This is a genomic window from Paraniabella aurantiaca, from assembly GCF_050309965.1.
Lineage (GTDB): Bacteria > Bacteroidota > Bacteroidia > Chitinophagales > Chitinophagaceae > Niabella.
On sequence record NZ_JBLOSY010000002.1, the window covers coordinates 923,954 to 945,651 of the forward strand.

Below are 21,698 nucleotides of genomic sequence, written 5' to 3' on the forward strand. Positions count from 1 at the left end.
GCCAAATGATCATAATTCCGTAAATTAGAAGTATGGACAAAGGCGGCTTTATCTATATCCTAACCAACAAAAGACTAACCGTGCTTTACACCGGGGTAACGGCTAACCTGAGAAGACGAATTTGGGAACACGAACATCATGAAATGCCAGGTAGTTTTACAGATCAATATAATGTTTGCTTCCTTATTTACTATGAATGGTTCGACAATATTACAACAGCCATCGCCAGGGAAAAACAAATCAAGAATTGGAGAAGAGAGAAAAAAGAAGCATTGATTACTACGAAAAACCCTGATAGAGCATTTCTTAATGAAGAAGTTTATAATGAGATTTACAGGTTGTTGTATTGAAGTTGTGTGTACCGGAGAATCTAATATTACGAACCGGGATCGGCTTCTCGCAGAGGTTTCTCGACTCCACTTCGTTACGCTCGAAACGACGGCTTCTTTATCCTAATCCCTAAACAACCGATAACTCAGCCCCAACAAAATAATGCGTCCCGGTTGGCCGGGTATGAGGCGGTTACGGTAGTCGAGGATATTGTCTACGGTGGCTTTGATGCGGAGATGATCTTTGAATAACCGTTTTTCAATATGCGCATTGAGCAGGAAAAACCCCTCTACAAACTGGTCGTAACGATCGATGAAATTATTGTTATTGGCATCGGCAAAGGGATATTTACCACGGTAATTCATGCGAAATGAAAAACTGATATCGGGCACATCCCATTTATAAAACAGGCGGAGATTGGCCATGTGGCGCGACCGATTTTCAATACCCCAATAATCGGATGGCTGCGAATCGAAGGTTTCGCCGGTGAGGTTATTACGCACTTTATACCAGGGATAGTTACCGGCAGCAATGCTGTCTTTAACCGTACGATCTTTAGCTACCAACCATTGATAACCGCCATTGATCTCCAGGCCGTAAATGGGATTAAACGAGAAGGAAGTTTCGAGGCCGGTATTAAAAGAGCTGGGCAGGTTCTGGTAAGTAAAGATCAGCCGGTTGCCCGTACCGGTGGCGATCTGTATACTATTGATCTGGTTGCGGAGGCTATGATAAAAGCCGCCTATCTCCCATTTCAACTGGTTAGTAGGTTTCCAGGTAAGCGAAGCATTCAAAGAGATAGATTTTTCGGCATCCAGCTTACCGGCTACCTGTTGCAGCAACCATTGCCGCACTTCGCTGATCTCGTTATTTTGCTGCAGTTGATCTAATGTTTCTTTGAGCACTTCGGTACCGATCACCATATAATTGCTGGCGGGATTGACAAATACCTGGTAACGGTTTTTAAAATCAGGTGCTTTAAAACCTGTACCGGTAGCGAGTTTCAGCTCAAGCTTTGAACTAAGCCGATGCTGTAAACCCAGGCTGGGGTTTATGGCGCCGCCATAATTATTATTGCCATCATAACGCACGCCGCCTACAACGGCAGTGCGGTCCGTCAGTCTCCAATCTGCCTGCAGGTACACAAAGTAGTTATACATAGCACCCGGACTATTAAAAGCCGTGCTGTTCATTTGCTCGCTTGCGCCGCCGAGTCCGCCGGTGAGTTTTGCGCTGCCCAGCTGGTAAGCCCATTGTTGCTCCAACCGGTGAATACTTTGTATAAATCGCTCAAACCCTTCATTGGCGCTGGCTGCAGACAAACCAGTTACGCTCATTTCCGATTGATAACGGGTAAAATAATACCGGGTCATGCTCTTTAAGCCGCTGGTATAATCGTGGTTGAGATAGGCCGACAAATTCACATCGGTGAGATCCTGCCGGTCACCGGTAGCAGGGCCGGATGCCGCGCCAAAAACCTTTTCCATAAAAGACTGGCGCAGGGCCAGCCGCCCGCTCATGCCCACCGTACTGCGGGGTGTTAACTGGTAACGGGCACGTGTCTGCACACTAAAGTCGTTATAAGGTGGCGCTGTAGTACCACGGGCAATATAATTCGGATCGGTATTATAGCCATCAGTACGGTAATAATTAGCCGCCAGGTTGAGCGATCCGCGCTTGTGATGAAAGGGTGTTTCCCCTTCTAAAGAAGCATCTACAATATTCAAACTACCATAGATCAGGGAAGCCATGGCCTGTGGCTGTACCGCTCCATGCCGGGTAACAATATTAATGGCCCCGCCCAGGGCCTCACTACCAAACAGGCAGGAAGAAGCGCCTTTAATAATTTCAATCCTTTCGATATTGGTAACGCTGATCCTCGACAGATCGAAGTTACCTGAGTTACGGCCGGTCATGGGCTGACCGTCTATCAATATCATTACATAGTCTGACCCAAAGCCCTGCAACTGGATGCCCGTTGCCCGGGCTCCCCCACTGATCTCGTTCACCACGGCTATACCAGTTTGCTCTTTGAGCACTTCATCCAGCCGGCGACTGCCCATTTTGTCGATCATTTGCCTCGTGATAACCGTTACAGGCATAGCCCCACGCTGGGCATCCAGCAAATTATCTGCACTGCTATTTAAAGCCTGCGCTGTTACCTGCACTGCATCTAGCTCCTTTGCGGCTTTGGCTAGTTGTATCTTCATCAATGGCGTCTCTACTTCACCTACCTCTACCGTTCCTTCGTATAATTGATAGCCTTGTAGACTTACTGCAATAGAATAGCTACCCGCGTAGAGTTGCGGAAAGACAAACGCTCCCTGCTCATTGGTTTGCGTGATATGCCGGTCGGGCTCCAGAGTAATGGTTGCGCCCTTCAGCGCCTGGCCGGCACTATCCGTTACCCGCCCTTTAAAGGCGGATTGCTGCGCTACGGTGGTGAGGCTTATGAAGAGGGTTATTAAGAATATAGAGAAGACCTGCTTGTTACGCATGGTTTATAAAAACTATTGATTCAAATGTTGTTTTAACTAATTCATATATACCGTCTTTTCGATTGAAGGTCCAGGAACTTCTTTGGAGACTCTATTGAGGACATAAAGCACAACCCAGGCCGAAAGTGCCACTCTACCTTTTAGTAGAAGATCCCTCCACTACGCTGCGCTTCGTCCCGAACCTTCGGGAGGGATGACGATGCCAACAGGCCATTTACCTATCATTGTTCATCACTAATTCTCTTCGCTTAGGACCAGGTTCTTTCGCCACAGATGCACAGAAAAGAATAAACTATTCGTGTATCCGTGGCAGTAATTCCTCCCACCCCGTGCCGAATCTTAGTGGTAAACGATCAATTAGCAGAACGCTCTATTAGAAGGAGCTGCATCACGCTGATACAGCCGCCCCTACAAACACATCACCAAACTGCTTGAACGTTGCATTTGCAGCAGCGATGGCCTGTGCTTCGTCATCTTCGGTGGGTGCATAACGGTTGAGCACTTCTGTAAAACGCTGCCACATTTGCCCGGTGGCTTCGCCATAACCAGAGAAGAAGGATACGCCCTGGGTAATACCGGCTTTCTCCAGCATCTGCACAATGATACGGCCACCCATAATAGAGCCTTCCAATACATATAAGGCACCTAATGCGCTGATAGTATTCACGATACCCGGCGCGACTGCATGCGGAAGCGTTTCAACGCTTTCACCTAAGGCTTCTATATCGGCTTTGATATAAGAACTGTTCCTGCGTTCAGCATAATCAGGTAAAACGGTTTCATTGATATAGGGAGCAACGGCCTGCTCTACTTTACTGAAGTAGGCATAAAAATGTTTCAGCAGATCGGCATAATCTGCCTGACTTCTGATAGACTTTAGCTTTTTTACTACTACCACCTCCAACTGCTGATGGGGTGCTTTGGTTGCTTCTTTAATGTGATTACTTAGCATGATTGTTTTCTTTTTATGATTGTGAAATAAAGATTATTGAATATTATAAGCCAGTCCGGCAAAAAACATCCTGCCGGGCTGAAAAGGCACTTTTACATCTACGAAATTCAACAGGTTTTCTGCAGTAGCGCGAAGGGATAACCTGCGATTGAACAGCTTCTTTTCCAAGCCTGCATTGAGCAGGTAATGATCGCGCACAAATGTGTCGTAGCGATCCATATACCCGTTATTATTGCGATCGCTGAAAGGATATTTACCCCTGAAGTTCACTCTTATATTACCACTTAACTGCCAGGGCGTATAGGTATAAAACACACGGGCATTGAACATGTGCCTCGAACGGTTTTCGATGCCCCAATAATCATCCGATGTAGGGGTATAGTTAACGTAACCGGTAACCGGATCAAACAAAGGGTCATAGAACTTACCGCCTTCACGTATCTCATCGCCTACGGTCAGATCCTTCGCCAACAGGTATTGATACCCGCCACTGATTTGCAGTCCGTTGATGGGTGTGATAGCTAAAGAAATCTCCGCTCCCTTATATACTGCTTTGGCATTATTACGATAAGAGTAAATAAGGTTCGAGGCAATATCGCGGCCGATCAATACCGGGTTGATCTGGTTGCGGATATCATGGTAAAAAACGCTTCCCTCTGCCCTTATTTTTTTATTAATGGTTTCATAAATAAGACTCAGGTTGTAAGACTTACTCATCTCTGCATTGAGAGAAAGGCCTTTGATCTCATCGTATACGGACTCCAGTTCATACTGACTCACCTGACCGGCTTCCCGCAACTGGTTGATGGTATTTCTTAATACTGCACTGCCCACCATCATATAGTTGAAAGCCGGGTTATAAAATACCTGGTATTGCTTGCGCATATCGGGTGCTTTAAAAGCGGTTCCATAAGCAGCTTTCAAAGTAAGCACCGGAAGTAGCTGATACTTGATGGCCATACTGGGATCCAGTCGCCACCCGTAATCTACAATATGATCGTAGCGGAAACCACCCGTAATTTCCAGGTTCGGCAAAGCATTCCAGTTGGCCTGCGTGTAGCCAAATAGCGCGGTTATTTTATTCTCATTACTAAGTATATTCTCATCCACTGTTTCAATAGTACCACCAATACCGGTGATCACATCCAGCTTATCGGGAATGGTATAGGCAATTTGCTGTTCGAGGCGATTCAATAGCTGGCCGAATTTAGACTGGTTGATACTATCGCCCTGCGATAAACGCACGCTCATGTCCGATTGGTAACGGGTGAGGTAATAACGGGTCATGGCTCGCCAACGTTCGCTAAAACGATGATCGAAATTGGCAGATAGGTTTACATCCTGCTCATCGAGCACATCTTCAGTTGTATATTTTACACCAAAGTCTTTGGTCATAAAGCTTCGACGTAAGCCTACGCGTGCCATTACCGACAACCTATTATTGTCATTAAACCGATAGCGGAAACGGCCCTGTGCCCCATAGTTATCATAAGGAGGAGCCGTAGTGCCTTTTATCGTACCCTGGCTGGTATTAAAGCCACCGGTATGATAATAGTTACCGTTTAAAGTCAGACTACCTTTTTGATTTAGCACCGGCGTTTCTCCATCCACCGATACGTCTACCGTTTCGTTAGTACCATAATTCAACGCCGCATAAGCCTGCGGCCGGGTAATATTATGACGGGTAATAACATTGATAGTACCACCCAGGGCGTCACCCCCATATAATAAAGAGGCAGCGCCCTTGGTGATCTCGATCCTTTCAATATTACTTACACTGATACGCGACAGATCGAAGTTACCGCCATTGCGGCCCACCAGCGGTTGTCCGTCCAGCAACACCATTACATATTCGCTGCCAAAGCCCTGCATTTGCACACCCACCGAACGGGAGCCACCACCCACGTCATTCACAATGGCAATACCGGTTTGCTCTTTTACCACTTCATCCAGCCTCCGGCTGCCCATTAGCTCGATAGTGCGCCGGTCGATAATCGTTACCGGCATAATACTGTTCTCCACTTTGATCAGGGTTTCTGCATTACGGTTGCCTGCCTTCTCTCCTTTGATCACTACATGATCTAGCATTTGATCTTTCTTCGATAATACGATATCCTTTTTATGAGCACCGGCCGGAAGTTCCAGTGTATCGGTATAGGTTTCATAACCTACACTTTCTACTAACAAAATGATAGTACCTGCTACAATGCCCTTTAACTCATAGGCGCCATTTTTACCACTACTGGCTTTGGTAGCGCCTGCTGTAATAGTAGCGCCTGCTACCGGCTCTCCGTCTTTACCCGATATGGTTCCCCTTAATACTGCAGTTTGCCCGCTTACTTTAAAAGCCGCTGCCAGCAACAGTAATAAAACATATACTTTATTCATTAACTAGATTGTCTTTAATTTTTAGTTCTTAAATTCCTGCTGCCATCTTCCTGTATAAAATACCGGAAGGTGAGATAAGGCGAAGGCCAGTTGCGATCGGTTAATACCTCTGGTGCACCTTTGTACATACTGATCAGTTGCAGCTTGCCATAGCGATAACTGCTTTTACCGGTTTGCGGATCGATACGCTCTAAGCGCAGGTAATAAGCTTTGTAGGGAAAAGGTTTGGCTACAAAAGTGGTTCCATACTCATACCAGGAATTAATACCTTGCCCAAACTCTGATACATAGCCGATCTGCATTTCATCTGCCGGGCGCGCATCGAAGAACTCATCGTCGGGTGCCTCGTTCATAAAATCGTAGCCATAATCGTATACCCATAAAGAGGTTTTGGTAAGCGGGCTACCCGTAGCCGGGCTAAACCGCGCGCGGCCATTATTCAGCCATATCGTACTGTTGAACTGGCCGGTAAAGGCAATATCCCACTGATCGGTTTTTAAATAACGTGTTGAATCTGCCGCATCCCTGATAAAGGTTTGCTTACCATCGCTAAAGCGAAACAGGAACATGCTATACAAGCCTGCTTGTTTGCCACTTTTGCTATATTCTACCTGTATAAAGTCGGTGTTCTGGTTATAGTTGGCGTCGTTTACCATCAGCTCCCAGGCTTTACCGTTGTACATATATACACGCTGGTTATCATTATCACGATAAGCCCAGCCGGTTTGCGGACTGGCAGGTGGCGCTGACACATAACCCCGCCAGTTGACGAAAATACTGTCGTTTGCCGCCGTACCTCTTTCACCTTTTATGTTCATTTGATACCAGGTGCCATTGCGATAGATATAATCGTTACCATCTGCAGTATTCTTATAGGCATCGTTTTCTACCACACCGGCAGGATGAGCCGTGGCGGTGGACAGCCAGCGAATAGCTGCATCAGAACTAGCATTTACCCCCACTGCTGCATTAATGATCTCTCCGGGATAATTGGGTACAAAACGTATCGAGTCCGTCCAGCGCGAATTATAGTACCTCTGTCTTAAATAGATATCCCGATCCTGGTAGTTATCGTCCCAGCCATCTGTAGCCAGGGTATCGCCGGGCAGATCGTAAACTACCTTACTAATACCGTCAGCAAAATTGGGGGTAAGGTCCTGTAGTTTATAACAGGAAACTAAAAGCACACTACCCAATGATACCATTGTTATAACAAATTTCTTCATACTCCATTATTGAGGTAAGGAAGCACAGGTCATCCTTCCCGGCTTTTAATTGATACTGTGGCTACTGCGCTGCTTTTAAAATAGTAGTTTTGTTACCGGTTAGATAAATAGCCGTACCCAAATAATCGGGCCTGTCATACATAGGCTGAGGTACCTGAACGTAAATGCTCTCCAGGTAGCGGCCAATGGATGTATTATTACCATCAGGAACTTTAAATTTGATCTGCGTATTGGTAACTGTAAAATCGGTTATGATCAAACTGGATCTTTGGTTAGTTGCAGCATCTACAAAATTGAAGTATAATCCTTTTGGCCTCCCATTGTAATAACGGCTTACCGCACCTCCATAATTGTCTGTAAAATTATAATTGAGTGTCAGCTCCTGACCGGGATAAATATTTTGACCGTTTTGTACCAATGAAAAGTTGGCATTTGCATTTCTGGGCCATGGTTGTTCAAAATAAATTTCTTTTGAACCGGATACCTCGCCTTTTACTTTCACCCATACCTTATGCCAGCCCGAATCCTGAACGGCAGTAAAAGCCGGCAACACTACGTTAAAACCGGTAGCAGTAACAGTAGTACCTTTTACGGGAATATCAAATTCATAGCCGTCTGTTAAACGTTGCGCGTATACCTTAATATCCGAGGTGTCAGCCGAAGCAAAAAAGTATTGTCCATACAAGCTTAATTCCTTTGTTTCTACCCAAACAAATCGGGTGCCGGTAACACCTAACAGTACAGGAATAGCCGTATTAAAAACCGGATTCAGCTTATACACTTTTACTGTTCCATCTTCTGCCGTTACAGTAAAACTTGTTTCGCTGGTAAATGGAACTGTTTCACCGGAGGCTGGAGATATAGTGGCCTTATCGGAAACATTAATAACGGGCTTAATACTAGCGGGGCGCTCACCCGATCCGCTCCAGTATACTGTTATTTTCCCGTCTTCTACTACGCCTATTACTTTACCGAGATTGCCGTAGCCTGCTACCTCAAAATGCAGTATATCATTGTATGGCTGTTTTATTTTTTCGTATGCTGTCTTAGTACAAGATGCCCCTATTACAGAAACGGCAATTAACAGATAAAAAAAATAGTTGTATGTATTCTTTAGAATCATTGTTCAATTTTATTGTCGTTGATATTTTGATAGCCTTTACGTATGGTTTATTTTACCTTCGGGTTCACTAAAAAAGTGCTGGATGCCGCGGATAACAGTACATCTTTGCCCCAGTTTGTTTCTGAATTAAAGTCGAAATAAAAACCTAAACCACAGTACTTAATATTGGGGAAAAACGAACCCCATTGATAAGATGTACTATACTGGCCTACAGGTATATCCGGGAAAATAGCTTTCACCTGTGTTCTGTTCCAGGACACAATTTTCATTTCTATTTTTTTATTGTGATAGTCTGCTGTAAACGCTGCAGGCTTATTCCATATATACGCAGTATCCAGTTTCAGGTACATTCTTTCGAGGCCAACAAATACCCCATCGTAAGCTGCCGGCGTGTAACCAATTGCATTAAATACCATTGTATCGCCTGCGGCATAATTGGTAGTAGATAGCCAAAAGCCAGGCGTACCTACGTTATAAAAGAGCCTGATTGGTGGCAGCTTGCCAGTACGCCCCTGGTGTACCAAACGCGCATCATACTCTCCTGCTAAAGCATCAGGAAGAATATTTAAGGTCATAGTATAACTGGCATTTCCGGTCTCTACACTATTTACGGTCATAAAATTATCGTACTCCACCCCGGTAGTGCGGTTCTTTAATATTACTTTGGCGCTCTTACTTACCGATTCAAAATTTCCTAAGACTTCAAAACGGGTATGTACTGTTTTGGTTAAAAAACTATCGGTTCCTAATTTATCTTTATAAGTTACTGTCAATGGCTCTGAAAATGGAAGCACTTCCTGTACTAAAGTATATACCCGCTCTACACCATCGCTGCTTTTCACCTTATACTTTACTGATGCACCAACAGGGACAGGTTCACTTTCTTCTCTTAAATCTATCGGATTATCCAACGAGTCTAACAGCTGAGCGCCTTCATCCAGCTTAATTTTAGCTACCAAAAAGTCAACACCGATATAATAAGGAATGTAAACCGTAATAGTATTTTCAGTTTGACTAATCGCCGCCTTAATGGATTGTGGTACATTTTCAATACTATACTCCAATATCTTATTCAAAGCATCCTTATCAAATTCGGTATACTCGTTTTTTTTACAGGATAACAATAAAGTTACTGCTACCACTAAAAAGCAAATTCCTGTTCTCAAAATTCTCATTATGTTATTTTCTTTATGGGGTTATTAGGGTCGTTGGGATATGATCGTTTTACGTGCTATTTCTAAAGTTTCAGCAGGCATAGGCACGGTTGCATTAGTGCTATACTGGATAGTGCCTTTAGCATCACTTTGATAATTATAATACAAAATGCTTTGGGCTATATATGCCCCCAACTGGCCCTGGAACTTAGCCGCACTCAATACAAACTTCAATTCGGCATTATTAAATGAAACAATGGGCGCATCGCCGATATACTGGTTAAAGGTTTTATAGCAACCCAGGTTATTCAACAGAATATTCTCTTTCTTAAAATACTTATTGAACAGTTCGTTATTAGCCAGCGTATGATTGTACACTAGTGTTAATGTATCACCCAGGTATACCGGCCCACCGGCTTCTTTCAGTCTTACCGAGGTAACGATCCGGTCGATCCATGGCTGGCTGATCCATACATCCAGGTAGTTGGAAGGCAGATCGCCCACCTGCAACCAGATACGATGAAGCCCCGAATCCAGGTCGGCAGTAAGCCTCGGCAGTTTTAAATTGATCTGCGTACTGGTCGTTAAGTTATTATTCAGCGGCAGGTTAAACTCATAGCCATCGCGAAGTCTTTGTGCATATACTTTGATGCCCGAAACCCCGCCATTGGTAAACAGGTACAAGCCATTAATCGTAAGGTCAAAATTGCCTTCCCAGGTCCATTGAAAAGGAGCCGTTATTTCCAGCAAACGAGGAATAGCTTTGTTGAAAACAGGCTTTAAGATATATTGACGAACCGTGCCATCTTCTGCCGTAACGGTGTAAGTTGTATTTGGTTTAAATGCTACTTCGGCTCCAGAAGCGGGTGTTATCGAAGCTGCCGGTGCGATATCGATAAGCGGTTTGATCCGTTCAGGCGGTGTCGACTCTGCGTTCCAATATACCAGAATGGTATCTCCTTTTATTACAGCTGAAATAGAGTCGAGATCTCCATAGCCAGGCATGCTAAAGCGTTCAATGGTATTATACGGACGTTTGATGGTCTCTTGTTCTGTTTTAGTACAAGCCAGCAATAAGCAGGATAATAAGCATCCAATCACGAACCGGGTGAGCATAAAATCTTTATAGTTAGTCATCGATTGATTTATTTAACGGTAAAACGTATTAATGATACAGTACAGAAGATATTGCCATCACCCCACCCGGTGGCGTCTTCATAATCTGCATAGAAGCCGAACCCCGCAGCCGTGTACTGGGTATAACCTTCGCTGTTGGGAGCACTGGTATTCACGTTCATGGTATATTGCCCGGCCGGCATCTGGGGGAATATTACCTTCAGCTCGTTGCGTCGCTGGCTTACAATTTTCATTTCAATGGGCGTATCATACAATTCGGATGGGAAACCGGCAGGTGGTGTAATTTTGCCCCGGATTACTTTAATGTATGCTTTTTTAACAGGCAAAAAGACGCCTCCTATATTCGGCCCAAACTCAATCGTATCGCCGGGTGCATAAGATGCAGACGATAGCAGCGCATTGAGCAGGGGTCTTTGGTAGGTTAGTTTTAACGGCGCCAGGTTGGAGCTACGCCCCTGGTGCACCAGTTTTACATCATACTCGCCGGCTATCGCATTCTGCGATATTTTGGTGGCCATTGCATATTGAGCGCCCTGTTTGATAGAGGTAATGGTGATCCAGTCGCTGTTTACTTCACCCGTTGCTTTATTAGTCAGGTAGAATTTTCCGTTACTGCTTATAGATTCCAGGTTACCTGTCAGGTTCAGCACACCATTTGCCGGTCTTGAGAAAACACCTGTAGTAGCGCCGGTATAGGACATTACCAGTGCATCCGGATGGGGCAGGATCTTTTGTACCAGGGAATAAGTTCTTTCCACGCCTTCTTTGCTTCTGACGATATATTTCACCGGGTCGGCGCCAACGGCAACCGGCGCCGGGCCTGCATCCATATCTATTTCATTGCCGGTAGCATCCAACAAGGTCGAACTCATATCTTCCAGGGTAAAAGCAGCTACCAGGTAATCGAGCGTTGTGTAGTAAGGGATGTATAGGGTAATCAGGTTATTGGTATGATCAATAGCACCCAATAACTCCTGTTGTGCGTTGGTAACCCTGTAAGCGGCTATTTTATTGGCAGGCTGTTTTTCGTAATCGACCTGCTCGGTTTTGGTACAAGCCTGTACGCCTGCTACCAGTATCACCAGTGCAAGCAGGTTGATATGTTTAAATAATTTACTCATATTGAATTGGTATGTTTGATTGCTACTATTAACTTTTGCTTTGGCAGCTAACTGATTACTAATTATTAATCACTCATCGTTCTTCATCACAACGCCAGCTTAGTCGGATTCACAAAAAATCCTCTCAAGGAATAGGAAGAGCTTTCTTCGCCGCCGGGAAGCACCGAATTAAAAGTCATGCGATATTGAAAAAGATCTTTGCCCTTATGTAAACCCGCATCAGGAAGTTTAAACCTTACCGCACCCTCTACAAACCTGATATTGGCAGCAGAAACCGTTATAATATCATAGGCATTGGTGTACAACAATATCTCTTTTGTATTCCTGGTATAGTAGCGGCTAACAGCGCCACCCAGGTTATCGGTAAGTGCATAATTAATCTGGAGACTATCACCTGTGCGTAATGCCTGGCCATCCTGTACAAAGCTGGAGGTATAAGTGGCATTGGTAATAGCAGGTATTACAAAACGAACGTCAATGCTTTGGGCTATGCGATATCCAGCTTTTACAAACAGGCGATGTATACCAGTATCCTGTTCAGCAGAAAAAGTAGGCAGGTTGGCCACAATTGTATAATTAGATATACGATTTTTAATCAATGTCAATGGAATCTCAATCCCATCTGACATCCTTTGCATATATACAGAGATCTGCGAGGTATCGGTATTGGCCAGGAAGTATTCACCGGCTATGGTTAGCTGCGTGGTATTGAGCCAGGGCACCGGATTATTGGTAGATTTCAATACAGGGGTGGGGACATTTAATGCAATTTGAAGCCGGTACTTTCTTACAGATCCATCTTCCGCGGTTACCGTATAAGTGGTGGTATCTTTAAAAGACACTGCTGTACCTGATGCCGGGCTGATCACTGCTTTATCAGATATAATGATCTCAGGCGTAATCGTAGCAGGCATGGCTACATCGGGGTTCCAGTAAACAGTGATCGTGTCATCCTTCACCAATCCTTTTACCGGAGCGCCATAACTACCGGCAATAGTAAATACTTTAATATCATTATAAGGTTGCTTCTGATGATCGTACTCGGTTTTGGTGCAGGAAGCAAGAACAGCTACTGCCATCAACATTATTATTGAACTATATAAAACTTTAAACATGGTAATTTTTTTGAACTAACTATTTGGGTAATACTTCATAACTGATAAAAGCGCCTAATGCCTGTACGCGATCGGGAGCCCAGGGAGCATAATCGAAATCAAAGCGCATTTCCATGCCCGCATAGTTAATCGAATAACCATTGGTTATGCCTGAATTGGTGCTGGATGAACTACTGTAAATGCCCGCCGGAATAGTTTCTGGAAACTTAAAGGAAATCTGGGTGCGGTTCTGGCTGGTAATTTCTACCTCAATAGGTTTTCCAAACAAAGACTCGGGGAATGCTGCCGGATAGGCGGTCATATGCTGTTTGGTAAAAATCAGGTAAGCTCTTTTAATGCCGGGATTACTGCCACTGTATACTTCGCCATTGGAGCTGGGTCCGTAAGCCGTTAACGTAACGATATCGCCCTGCTTCATTTGCTTGGGCAACTGACCGAAGTAAGGGATCTTATGATCGAGCGTGATCTGCGGCAGCGTGTCTTTTCGTCCCTGCTGTTCGATGGTTATATAATAAGTACCGGGATTCACCTCAGGCGCTATATCAGCAAACAGCGTATAGAATTGTGCACCGCTGGTAATATCATAAAACTTCAAGCCGTTGGGAATGACTTTATTAGTTCCTTTTTCAATCAGTGTCAGCTTTGCATTACGGCTGGTGGATTGCAGATTACCCATGATCCTGATCCTCGCGTTAATAATGCTTACCTTGGTTGCCGTATCATTGGCACGCCAGATATTGTTGGCATCATAGTAACCCACATACCCTAGCTTCAGCTCTTCTTTATGCGGCATAATCACTATATCCAACCGGTATTCCCTTATTGAATTCGCCACATCTTTTACACGGTACTTATAACCTACCGTATCAAAGGGTACAGGCTCCAGCACTTCGCGTATATCAATGTCCTTACCTGCATTGTCAATTATTGTAGCGCCTTCATTTAATTTTACAGTGGGTACTAAATAATCGATGCTCAGGTAATACGGAATGTACACGGTAATCGTATTATCTACATTATCGATAACACCATTTAACTGTTCGGTACCGTTGATCACTTTATATTCAGTAATGATATTGGTGGGCTCCTTCTCATAAGGCACTATTTCTGTTTTGGTACAGGAGGACAAAATAGAAATGATAATAACCAATGACAGATAAAATTTATTCAATGCTGAATTCATCATTTTGCTTTAAGCTTAACTAATTATTTAAGAATGTATTAATAGCTGTTTTACTGTGTAACTATTGTTTCGGCTGTTATAATCTTACGAGGTTCGATATTGATCCGCAGGTTGACATTGCTACGCAAATACATGCCGATAGCTACCAGGGACTGACCTACGACATTTGCGGTAGTCGGAATAGCGAACTGCAACTGAGCGCCATTATCAGTAACACTGGTTGCGGGCACGGTAATATCAGTATAAGTATCGGTGGTCTTATTTTTAAATTTTAGCCGAACCGCTACTAAGGTTGTGTTCTGAGCTGTATATTCACTTTGAGTGAATGCGTAATTGAGCGACAAGAGCTGTCCTCGTGTAATGGATTGCCCTTCCTGCTGCAGGCTAACGTTCGCATATTTTACTTCTTCAATAACCGGCTGGTAAAGAGCCGTATACTCTGAAATAGTAAATTGATAATTCGTAAACCCTCCGGTACCATTGATTGAACTAACATTATTGTACCTGATAACACCGCCAAATAAAATGCTGTTTCTATGGGTATCAAAAAATACCGGGTCGATCTTAGCTTTTATAACGCCTGGCTCCTGTTGTGTAACCAGTCCCGCCGGCATCGCATAGTTCTGCCCGTTAATCACCTGGCCTGGCACAATTTTTATTAACCCTATATTTAATGATCCGAAATTCTCTTTTCGGTAGTATCGTTCAAACGCCAGCTTCCATTCGGGTTTAGGTGTAAATGTAAACTCCACCTCGTCTCCAAGGCTGATACTTCCCCGGTTGCTGATATCTACCGTTTTAATAATTTCAGACAAAATTGGCTGCGAAAGCCAGATGGGCGCCACATTAGAAGAAAAGTCGCCAACTTTAACATAAATCCGATGGGCACCTGTATCCAGCTCTGAAGTGAACTGAGGCAGGTAAGCATTGATCCTCGTAGCAGTTACAGCGGCTGTGTCAAACGGAATATCAAATTCAAAACCATCTCTTACCCTTTGTGCATACAACTTTATATCTTTTGCATTTCCGGTAGTGAGAAAGTACTCCCCGGTAATAGCGATGGGTGTGGTAGCCGACCAGGTACGCACTGATGTCATCGTGATTACGGTTGGCACAGCACCATTGAATACCGGTTTTAATATAAATTTCCGTACAGAGCCGTCTTCAGCAGTTACGGTATAAGTTGTGGCTTCGCCAAAAGGCACTTCGGCGCCTGAAGCCGGTGCAATGGTTGCCCCACCCGACAGGATAATGCTAGGTTTAACGGTAGCCGGTGGCGTATTCTTCGCATTCCAGTAAATAAGGATAGAATCGCCGTGGATAACGCCGGGTATTGAATCTAAATCTCCGTAACCCCCAATAGTAAAGCGTTCTATCTCTGCATAAGGTCTTTTGAGTTGTTCGTACTCTGTCTTCGTGCAGGCGCTCAGACCTCCCAGCAATACAATTGCTGCAAAAAGATATTTATCAATCAATTTCATTGTATGTATGTTGGTAGTATATTATTGTTTAGCCCGAACGGTAAATCCACCGGCGCTGTAGATCTGGCTGGCGATGAAAACATCGTTACCCCAATTGGTTTGTTCATCAAAATCCCCATAAAAACAAATACCATATTCAGGAGCAGCATAGTACATGCCACCAGCTGGTGTATTACCATAACTGGTATAACTACCCAGGTAAATGCCTGCCGGAATATCAGGAAAAATGGCTTTTACCTGGTTACCACTGCTATCCAATAGCCTCATAGGAATTTTTGTATTCACCAGTGATTGCGGAAATCCTGCCGGCAGATTGGCATTGCCGGTAGTAGCTCCTATTTTCATATACAAATTTTTCAGACCTACGAATACCGTTGCGTATCCATCATTCGCAGGAACCTGCCGGTTTACAGCAAAAATGATGGTATCACCAGGCGCATAAATGGAACTTGATAAAAACATAGGTACCCACGGCCGCTGATAAAACAATTCCACATCCGGTAGCGCTACCTTCCTGCCCTGATGCTCCATATTAACGGAGTAAGTACCTGCTTTTGCATTAGGAGAGATATCGGCCAGCATGGTATAATTGGCAGCAGGTGTCATTGAAAAAACACTCATATAATCGGTATGCACTTCACCCGTTGTTTTATTGGTTAAAGTAAACCGGGCGAGTTTACTGGTCGATTCAAAATTGCCTGTAATAGTGAAGCGTCCAAAAACCGGTTTGCGGATGAGTGTAGTATTCGCAGCCACCCCGTTGATAGCGATTTTTAATGTATCGGGATAAGGGAGTATTTTTTGAAGAAGCGTGTAAGTTCGTTTAACACCATCGGCACTTTCAATAATATACCGGGCTGAATCGCCTACTGCCAAAGGCTCCAATCCTTCGTTATAAAGTATTTCGTTACCTGTAGCATCCAACATCCTGGCATCCTTATCTAATTGCACTTCTCCCAGTAGAAAATCTCCCTGGAAATAATAAGGTATCAACACGGTAATGGTATTGCTGGCATTGTCTATTGCTCCCAGCAACCGCTGCTGTGAATTCTTTACTTCGTAAGTTATAATCTTATTGAGTGCTTGCTTTTCGTAATCAAGCGACTCTGTTTTGGTGCAGGAGAAATAACCTGTGGCAAACGCCAACAGAACCCCGATACGCCAATAATACCTGATATAATCCTTCATTCTCTTCATTGCTGTTTTATATTAATTCCCTACCAATCTTTGTTTAGTAGTAAGGTTGATTGTTAACTTATTCTTGCGGGCTACGAATCCAAAACGCTTCTCATCTTTTTTGATCACCATATACCTGAAGCTGGCATAAGGAAGCGGCTTATCGGTTCCGCGTCTCATTTCCATCGGGTTCATGGTACCTTTATAAAGGCTTTGCATTTCCAGCTTTGCATAATTGCCTGAGGCTGTACGAATGATGATGGTTTTGGGCGTTGGCTTATATTTAACCGTACCATATTCACCGGTAAAGGTTTTGGAAAAATCTTCGGAGATACAATAGATCATGTGCATATACAAATTGGCATCTGCAGCTACAGCGGGGTCGGGGCTATCAATATTAGCGATCTTATCTCTCCTGAAAATATTATCGAAGAAGGTATAAAAAGCATAGCCTCCGGGAGATATTTCCTCTCCAAATCCCGCAAGGCCTGTATTGCCCGGCGTCAGAAAACGGCTATCGTCCGGAACTGTTGTTACGGTACTGTAGGCCGAATCGAGCACCAGCAACCCGCCTATTCCGGAACTGCCATAGCCGATCCCCTGCCTGCTACCATTATTGGCAGTTATATTCACCCTTGATCCGCCAAAGAAAGCTATATCCCAACGTTCGGTGGCCTTATAGCCAATATGTACTGAGTTGATCTTTTCGAGGCTGAAATACAAAGGATCTTCATTATCCATGGGCTTATGCGTTGCTGGAATATTATTCACCCCCAGGTCCAGTATCTGTATCTCCCGGTTAAATACAGTATCGCTGAGTGGCAGATCGGGCTCCCAGTCGAAACCATTCAGATCATATACTTTACCACAGGATACCAGGGTAGCTATTACTATTACCGCAGTAATGCGTATCACTCCTTTCAACATTCAAATAAATTATTGGGTTTTTAAATTGCGGCTTCCATCAGCCTGAACAAAATAGCGGAAGGTGAAATAAGGTGCAGGCCAGTACAGATCGGTCACTACCGGTGGATTACCTTTATATACATTGATGATCTCAAGCTTGGCGTACTTACCACTGTTTAACTTCAATATATAAGTGCGGCTCTTTACCGGTTGCACCAGGTGGGTAGAAGAGCTATAGGTAAACCAGCCGGTATTACTACCCGTTTCCTGTCCTATTACCCTTATGGAAGATGCTGTAAAAGCCGCGTCAGCCGGGGCTTCGATTACATTATTATAAGGCTGATCTACCACTACCGCTGCGCTTACACCTGTTCCGCCAAAACCTGGTGTGCCAGTATGGGTACTATTATTTACATAGACGCTGCTGTTATAAATGCCTGCAAAAGCCAGGTCCCAATCTGTGGTTTTAAGATATTGCGCCGAATCTGCAGCAGTGCGGATCCAGGTTTGTTTTTGATCACTGAGCCTGAAAAGGAATAAACGAAAATCTCTTTTTTCCTTGCCATCTACGCCGTCGTTCATGGAAGCGCCAGTGTCTCCGGCCAGGTCTTGTACTATAGTACTTTTACCATCCTGCAGGCCTGTAACGGGTTTATCCTTCTGACAGGATAATAAAAACAATAAAGCGAATAAACAGGAAAATCGGATCAACATGGGTGGGTATTAAACTGAAATTGTAATAATTGTTTAAAGCACCGCAAAGGTCAAACAGGCAGGGTTCAAATCATTTACGAAATCGGGAATCCGTTATATGCGAAACGATCTTTGTTATATGCAATCCGCTGTTTTTATATGCCGGCCGGTGAATTTTATATGCAAAACGCATCGGCTGAAGTGTAATGCGGTAAAGGATTTACGCCTGAAACGCCCGTAAACGCTTGTATTGAGCTCACTTTGCATACCAGCAGTAACTATTATTGCGTTTACGAAAAACGGAAATAATCGACTGCCCGCGCAACCGGGGACTGAACACGCTGGTATTTTGTCTTTCCTTTGCAGATTCAAATAACAACAGCATACTCCATTTTCGCGAAATGATGTATTCAAATACTCGAACTATCCAGTTGAACAAAAAATATATACCGGTACTGGTTGACATGGAGCTCAAACGGTTATTACCGATCAGTTTACTGATATTATTATTAACCGCCGGATGGCTGAAGCAGGGAAACTGCTCCGGCCCTCAACGGATTATAACCCTGGGCGCCGCTATTACAGAGACCACCGCTGCATTAGGGTTTGGCGCTGATATCGTTGCCACAGACGTCACCAGTGAGTATCCTGCATTTACCAGATCATTACCCAAAGTAAGCCGTAACCGTAACCTATCGGTAGAAGGCTTAATGCAATTCAACCCAACGTTAATACTCGCTCCTGAGGGAGACATACCGGCTGCCGTGATGGCTCAATTGAAAAAGGCCAAAATAAATGTGATCAGCTTAAGACAGGAGTTTTCTGTTAAAGGAGCAGAGAGATTTATACTGGCAGTAGCCATTTCCCTGAATGCAAAAAAAGAAGGGATTGAATTGTTACGACAAATGCAGATAAAACTGAATGCTATCACAACAACCGTATCCAACAACAAGCAAACGCCATTAAAAGTGCTTTTCATTTATGCACGTGGAGCCGGAAACATGACAGTCGCCGGCAAGGGCAGCAATATGGATGCGATTATACACCTGGCTGGAGGCGCAAATGCGGTAAAGGAATTTACCGAGTTTAAGCCTTATAGTACCGAAGCACTGATAGCTGCCAACCCGGACGTGTTGCTGCTTTTTGATTTTGGCGCTAAAAGCCTGGGAGGACCAGCTTCTATTTTAAATATGCCCGGCGTAAAGCTCACCCATGCGGGCCAGGCTAAAAGGATCGTTGAAGTAGATGGACCATTGATGGTCAATTTCTCTTCGAGGTTACCCGAAGCAATAGCTGAACTCCACCACAAACTCTACGGTAAATAAACAGCACCACTTTGAAAAGAAATACTATTTACCTGTTACTGATCATTGGCATTGTGCTTTCTGTGCTGATCTCTATGTCTCTGGGCGCTATGAAGATCCCGCTGGGCCAAGTGGCTTTATCCCTACCAGATATACTGGGTATTTATAAAAGTCCGCAACTCGATGAGCAATACATCAATGTATTAACGGTGGTAAGAATACCGAGGGTACTGCTATGCGTACTGGTAGGCGCTGCCCTCGGCATTTCAGGCGCTGCTATACAGGGTATCTTCCGGAATCCCCTGGCCGAGCCGGGGTTGGTGGGTATTTCTGCAGGCGCCTCACTGGCCAGCGCCATAGTGCTGACTTTATCTTTGACTTTATTGTCGGGACTCAGTAATTACCTGGGGCATTACCTGCTTACGATCAGTGCCTTTGCTGGTGCTGTGGCTGCGGCCCTAATGATTTATCGCATCTCTAAAACCGGAGGAACCCCGCATATCACTACCATGTTGCTTGCAGGCATTGCCATTAATGCACTGGCCGGGGCCTTAACCGGTTTAATCTCTTTTTTAGCAGACGATCAACAGCTCAGAAGCATTACCTTCTGGATGCTGGGAAGCCTGGCCGGAGCCACTTTTGAAACCTTGATCACGGTAGGCCCTTTTATATTGATCCCGGTAATCGTGTTGCCGATGATGGGCAAAAAACTAAATGCTTTTGCTTTGGGTGAAGCGCAGGCTCAGGCCCTGGGTATGCAACCCAACCAGATTAAACGACGCGTAATAATATTGTCTACCATGGCGGTAGGCGCTGCGGTGTCGGTATCGGGTATTATTGGCTTTGTAGGTTTGCTGGTTCCTCATATAGTAAGACTTATAGGTGGTGTGGATCACCGGTATGTGTTGCCCGCTTCTGCATTAACCGGTGCGTTGATGTTGACATTGGCAGATACACTGAGCCGTATACTGATGCCACCCATGGAGTTACCTATAGGTGTCATAACCGCTCTTTTAGGAGCGCCGGTTTTTATATCGATACTAATCAGGGATAAAAAGAAATTAGTGCATTAAAATAACTTGTATGCTGAAGGTTGAGAACGTTAGTTATGAAATAAAGAAGAGAGCCATCGTAAAAGATGTAACCCTTACCATCAGGCCGGGAGAGTTTGTTGCTTTACTGGGAGCCAACGGTGCAGGTAAATCTACCTTACTGCGCCTGATATCAGGCGAACAGCAACCCAGCAAAGGAGGCATTGAACTTTATGGAAAGCCCCTTCATCAATATACGCCCGACCAGGCAGCCCCGCTCAAAGCCATACTAAGCCAGCATAATCCTCTAACCATGGCCTTTACCTGCCGGGAGATCGTAATGATGGGCCGGTATCCTTATCATAAAAGCAGGCCCGGTAAAACCGATGAATTGATTGTAGATGAAACGATGGATATCTGCGGTGTATCGGCATTGGAGGACCGGTCTTATATGCAACTATCGGGCGGTGAGCAACAAAGAGTACAACTGGCGCGCGTATTGGCCCAGTTATGGGATCAGGGACAGGGGCTGATCCTGCTGGACGAACCGGTGGCGGGGTTAGATATGTTGTACCAACAGCAAACCATGGCTATCGCCAAAGCATTAGCCAGCAAAGGCTACATGGTATTGGCAGCCCTGCACGAAATCAACCTGGCAGCCCAATATGCCGACCGCATATTTATGATGAAAAATGGTCGCCGCTGGAACGATGGAACACCCTGTGAAGTGCTTACGGCTATTAATATCTATGCGATATATGAGGTGGAAGTAGATATTGTTATCAACCCACGCACCCTCACGCCCTATGTAATTGCCAAAGAAATCCAGCTCAGCGCGGACCGTTTTAACAACAGCTTTCAAAAGGTCCTGACCCGGTAA

Annotated in this window: 18 protein-coding genes; 4 read left to right on the forward strand and 14 right to left on the reverse strand. The window is 44.5% G+C overall.

Features of this window, described 5'->3' with window-relative positions:
* The first annotated feature begins 32 nt into the window (after positions 1 to 32).
* The gene (locus tag ACLOAU_RS18390) at positions 33 to 350 is read left to right on the forward strand and encodes a GIY-YIG nuclease family protein (protein ID WP_427863373.1); all 318 of its coding nucleotides are present in this window, start codon (positions 33 to 35) and stop codon (positions 348 to 350) included.
* Between the two features lie 102 nt (positions 351 to 452).
* On the opposite strand, the gene ACLOAU_RS18395 is transcribed toward ACLOAU_RS18390, so the two are convergent.
* The 14 genes from ACLOAU_RS18395 to ACLOAU_RS18460 form a co-directional block, all read right to left on the reverse strand.
* A complete protein-coding gene (locus tag ACLOAU_RS18395; protein WP_427863374.1) occupies positions 453 to 2,828 on the reverse strand; it encodes a TonB-dependent receptor in 2,376 nt (791 codons plus the stop codon).
* Between the two features lie 388 nt (positions 2,829 to 3,216).
* Positions 3,217 to 3,780: a biliverdin-producing heme oxygenase gene (locus tag ACLOAU_RS18400; RefSeq protein ID WP_427863375.1), complete on the reverse strand. Its 564-nt coding sequence runs from the start codon at positions 3,778 to 3,780 to the stop codon at positions 3,217 to 3,219.
* Between the two features lie 33 nt (positions 3,781 to 3,813).
* Positions 3,814 to 6,168, reverse strand: coding sequence for a TonB-dependent receptor (locus ACLOAU_RS18405; protein WP_427863376.1), 2,355 nt, complete (start codon positions 6,166 to 6,168; stop codon positions 3,814 to 3,816).
* Between the two features lie 14 nt (positions 6,169 to 6,182).
* Entirely contained in the window at positions 6,183 to 7,394 is a 1,212-nt protein-coding gene (locus ACLOAU_RS18410) for a hypothetical protein (protein ID WP_427863377.1), read from the reverse strand.
* A gap of 61 nt (positions 7,395 to 7,455) precedes the next feature.
* Positions 7,456 to 8,517: an SGBP N-terminal domain-containing protein gene (locus ACLOAU_RS18415; RefSeq protein ID WP_427863378.1), complete on the reverse strand. Its 1,062-nt coding sequence runs from the start codon at positions 8,515 to 8,517 to the stop codon at positions 7,456 to 7,458.
* A 47-nt stretch (positions 8,518 to 8,564) separates the two neighbouring features.
* Positions 8,565 to 9,692, reverse strand: a complete 1,128-nt coding sequence (locus ACLOAU_RS18420; protein WP_427863379.1) for a hypothetical protein — start codon at positions 9,690 to 9,692, stop codon at positions 8,565 to 8,567.
* A 24-nt stretch (positions 9,693 to 9,716) separates the two neighbouring features.
* Positions 9,717 to 10,808: an SGBP N-terminal domain-containing protein gene (locus tag ACLOAU_RS18425; RefSeq protein ID WP_427863380.1), complete on the reverse strand. Its 1,092-nt coding sequence runs from the start codon at positions 10,806 to 10,808 to the stop codon at positions 9,717 to 9,719.
* Positions 10,809 to 10,816: 8 nt separating this feature from the next.
* On the reverse strand, positions 10,817 to 11,929 hold the full coding sequence (locus ACLOAU_RS18430; RefSeq protein ID WP_427863381.1) for a hypothetical protein: 1,113 nt from the start codon (positions 11,927 to 11,929) through the stop codon (positions 10,817 to 10,819).
* Positions 11,930 to 12,015: 86 nt separating this feature from the next.
* Complete coding sequence (locus ACLOAU_RS18435; protein ID WP_427863382.1) at positions 12,016 to 13,044, reverse strand: SGBP N-terminal domain-containing protein; 1,029 nt, start codon at positions 13,042 to 13,044, stop codon at positions 12,016 to 12,018.
* Between the two features lie 19 nt (positions 13,045 to 13,063).
* Positions 13,064 to 14,230 (reverse strand): SGBP N-terminal domain-containing protein, encoded by a 1,167-nt coding sequence (locus ACLOAU_RS18440; protein WP_427863383.1) that lies wholly within the window; start codon positions 14,228 to 14,230, stop codon positions 13,064 to 13,066.
* 47 nt (positions 14,231 to 14,277) lie between these two features.
* Positions 14,278 to 15,708 (reverse strand): SGBP N-terminal domain-containing protein, encoded by a 1,431-nt coding sequence (locus ACLOAU_RS18445; protein ID WP_427863384.1) that lies wholly within the window; start codon positions 15,706 to 15,708, stop codon positions 14,278 to 14,280.
* Between the two features lie 21 nt (positions 15,709 to 15,729).
* Complete coding sequence (locus ACLOAU_RS18450) at positions 15,730 to 16,905, reverse strand: hypothetical protein (protein ID WP_427863385.1); 1,176 nt, start codon at positions 16,903 to 16,905, stop codon at positions 15,730 to 15,732.
* Between the two features lie 12 nt (positions 16,906 to 16,917).
* The gene (locus tag ACLOAU_RS18455; protein WP_427863386.1) at positions 16,918 to 17,811 is read right to left on the reverse strand and encodes an HmuY family protein; all 894 of its coding nucleotides are present in this window, start codon (positions 17,809 to 17,811) and stop codon (positions 16,918 to 16,920) included.
* A gap of 9 nt (positions 17,812 to 17,820) precedes the next feature.
* Positions 17,821 to 18,504 carry an HmuY family protein gene (locus ACLOAU_RS18460; protein ID WP_427863387.1) on the reverse strand — a complete coding sequence of 228 codons (684 nt, stop codon included), beginning with the start codon at positions 18,502 to 18,504 and terminating at the stop codon, positions 17,821 to 17,823.
* A gap of 380 nt (positions 18,505 to 18,884) precedes the next feature.
* On the opposite strand from ACLOAU_RS18460, the gene ACLOAU_RS18465 reads away from it, so the two are divergent.
* The 3 genes from ACLOAU_RS18465 to ACLOAU_RS18475 are packed head-to-tail and all read left to right on the forward strand — an operon-like array spanning position 18,885 to position 21,698.
* Positions 18,885 to 19,808 carry a heme/hemin ABC transporter substrate-binding protein gene (locus tag ACLOAU_RS18465; protein ID WP_427863388.1) on the forward strand — a complete coding sequence of 308 codons (924 nt, stop codon included), beginning with the start codon at positions 18,885 to 18,887 and terminating at the stop codon, positions 19,806 to 19,808.
* A gap of 11 nt (positions 19,809 to 19,819) precedes the next feature.
* The gene (locus ACLOAU_RS18470) at positions 19,820 to 20,860 is read left to right on the forward strand and encodes a FecCD family ABC transporter permease (protein WP_427863389.1); all 1,041 of its coding nucleotides are present in this window, start codon (positions 19,820 to 19,822) and stop codon (positions 20,858 to 20,860) included.
* 10 nt (positions 20,861 to 20,870) lie between these two features.
* The gene (locus ACLOAU_RS18475; protein WP_427863390.1) at positions 20,871 to 21,698 is read left to right on the forward strand and encodes a heme ABC transporter ATP-binding protein; all 828 of its coding nucleotides are present in this window, start codon (positions 20,871 to 20,873) and stop codon (positions 21,696 to 21,698) included.

Coding starts and splice junctions, on each gene's coding strand:
- ACLOAU_RS18390 (WP_427863373.1), top strand. CDS start 33: ATGGACAAAGGCGGCTTTATCTATATCCTAACCAACAAAAGACTAACC.
- ACLOAU_RS18395 (WP_427863374.1), bottom strand. CDS start 2,828: ATGCGTAACAAGCAGGTCTTCTCTATATTCTTAATAACCCTCTTCATA.
- ACLOAU_RS18400 (WP_427863375.1), bottom strand. CDS start 3,780: ATGCTAAGTAATCACATTAAAGAAGCAACCAAAGCACCCCATCAGCAG.
- ACLOAU_RS18405 (WP_427863376.1), bottom strand. CDS start 6,168: ATGAATAAAGTATATGTTTTATTACTGTTGCTGGCAGCGGCTTTTAAA.
- ACLOAU_RS18410 (WP_427863377.1), bottom strand. CDS start 7,394: ATGAAGAAATTTGTTATAACAATGGTATCATTGGGTAGTGTGCTTTTA.
- ACLOAU_RS18415 (WP_427863378.1), bottom strand. CDS start 8,517: ATGATTCTAAAGAATACATACAACTATTTTTTTTATCTGTTAATTGCC.
- ACLOAU_RS18420 (WP_427863379.1), bottom strand. CDS start 9,692: ATGAGAATTTTGAGAACAGGAATTTGCTTTTTAGTGGTAGCAGTAACT.
- ACLOAU_RS18425 (WP_427863380.1), bottom strand. CDS start 10,808: ATGACTAACTATAAAGATTTTATGCTCACCCGGTTCGTGATTGGATGC.
- ACLOAU_RS18430 (WP_427863381.1), bottom strand. CDS start 11,929: ATGAGTAAATTATTTAAACATATCAACCTGCTTGCACTGGTGATACTG.
- ACLOAU_RS18435 (WP_427863382.1), bottom strand. CDS start 13,044: ATGTTTAAAGTTTTATATAGTTCAATAATAATGTTGATGGCAGTAGCT.
- ACLOAU_RS18440 (WP_427863383.1), bottom strand. CDS start 14,230: ATGATGAATTCAGCATTGAATAAATTTTATCTGTCATTGGTTATTATC.
- ACLOAU_RS18445 (WP_427863384.1), bottom strand. CDS start 15,708: ATGAAATTGATTGATAAATATCTTTTTGCAGCAATTGTATTGCTGGGA.
- ACLOAU_RS18450 (WP_427863385.1), bottom strand. CDS start 16,905: ATGAAGAGAATGAAGGATTATATCAGGTATTATTGGCGTATCGGGGTT.
- ACLOAU_RS18455 (WP_427863386.1), bottom strand. CDS start 17,811: ATGTTGAAAGGAGTGATACGCATTACTGCGGTAATAGTAATAGCTACC.
- ACLOAU_RS18460 (WP_427863387.1), bottom strand. CDS start 18,504: ATGTTGATCCGATTTTCCTGTTTATTCGCTTTATTGTTTTTATTATCC.
- ACLOAU_RS18465 (WP_427863388.1), top strand. CDS start 18,885: ATGATGTATTCAAATACTCGAACTATCCAGTTGAACAAAAAATATATA.
- ACLOAU_RS18475 (WP_427863390.1), top strand. CDS start 20,871: ATGCTGAAGGTTGAGAACGTTAGTTATGAAATAAAGAAGAGAGCCATC.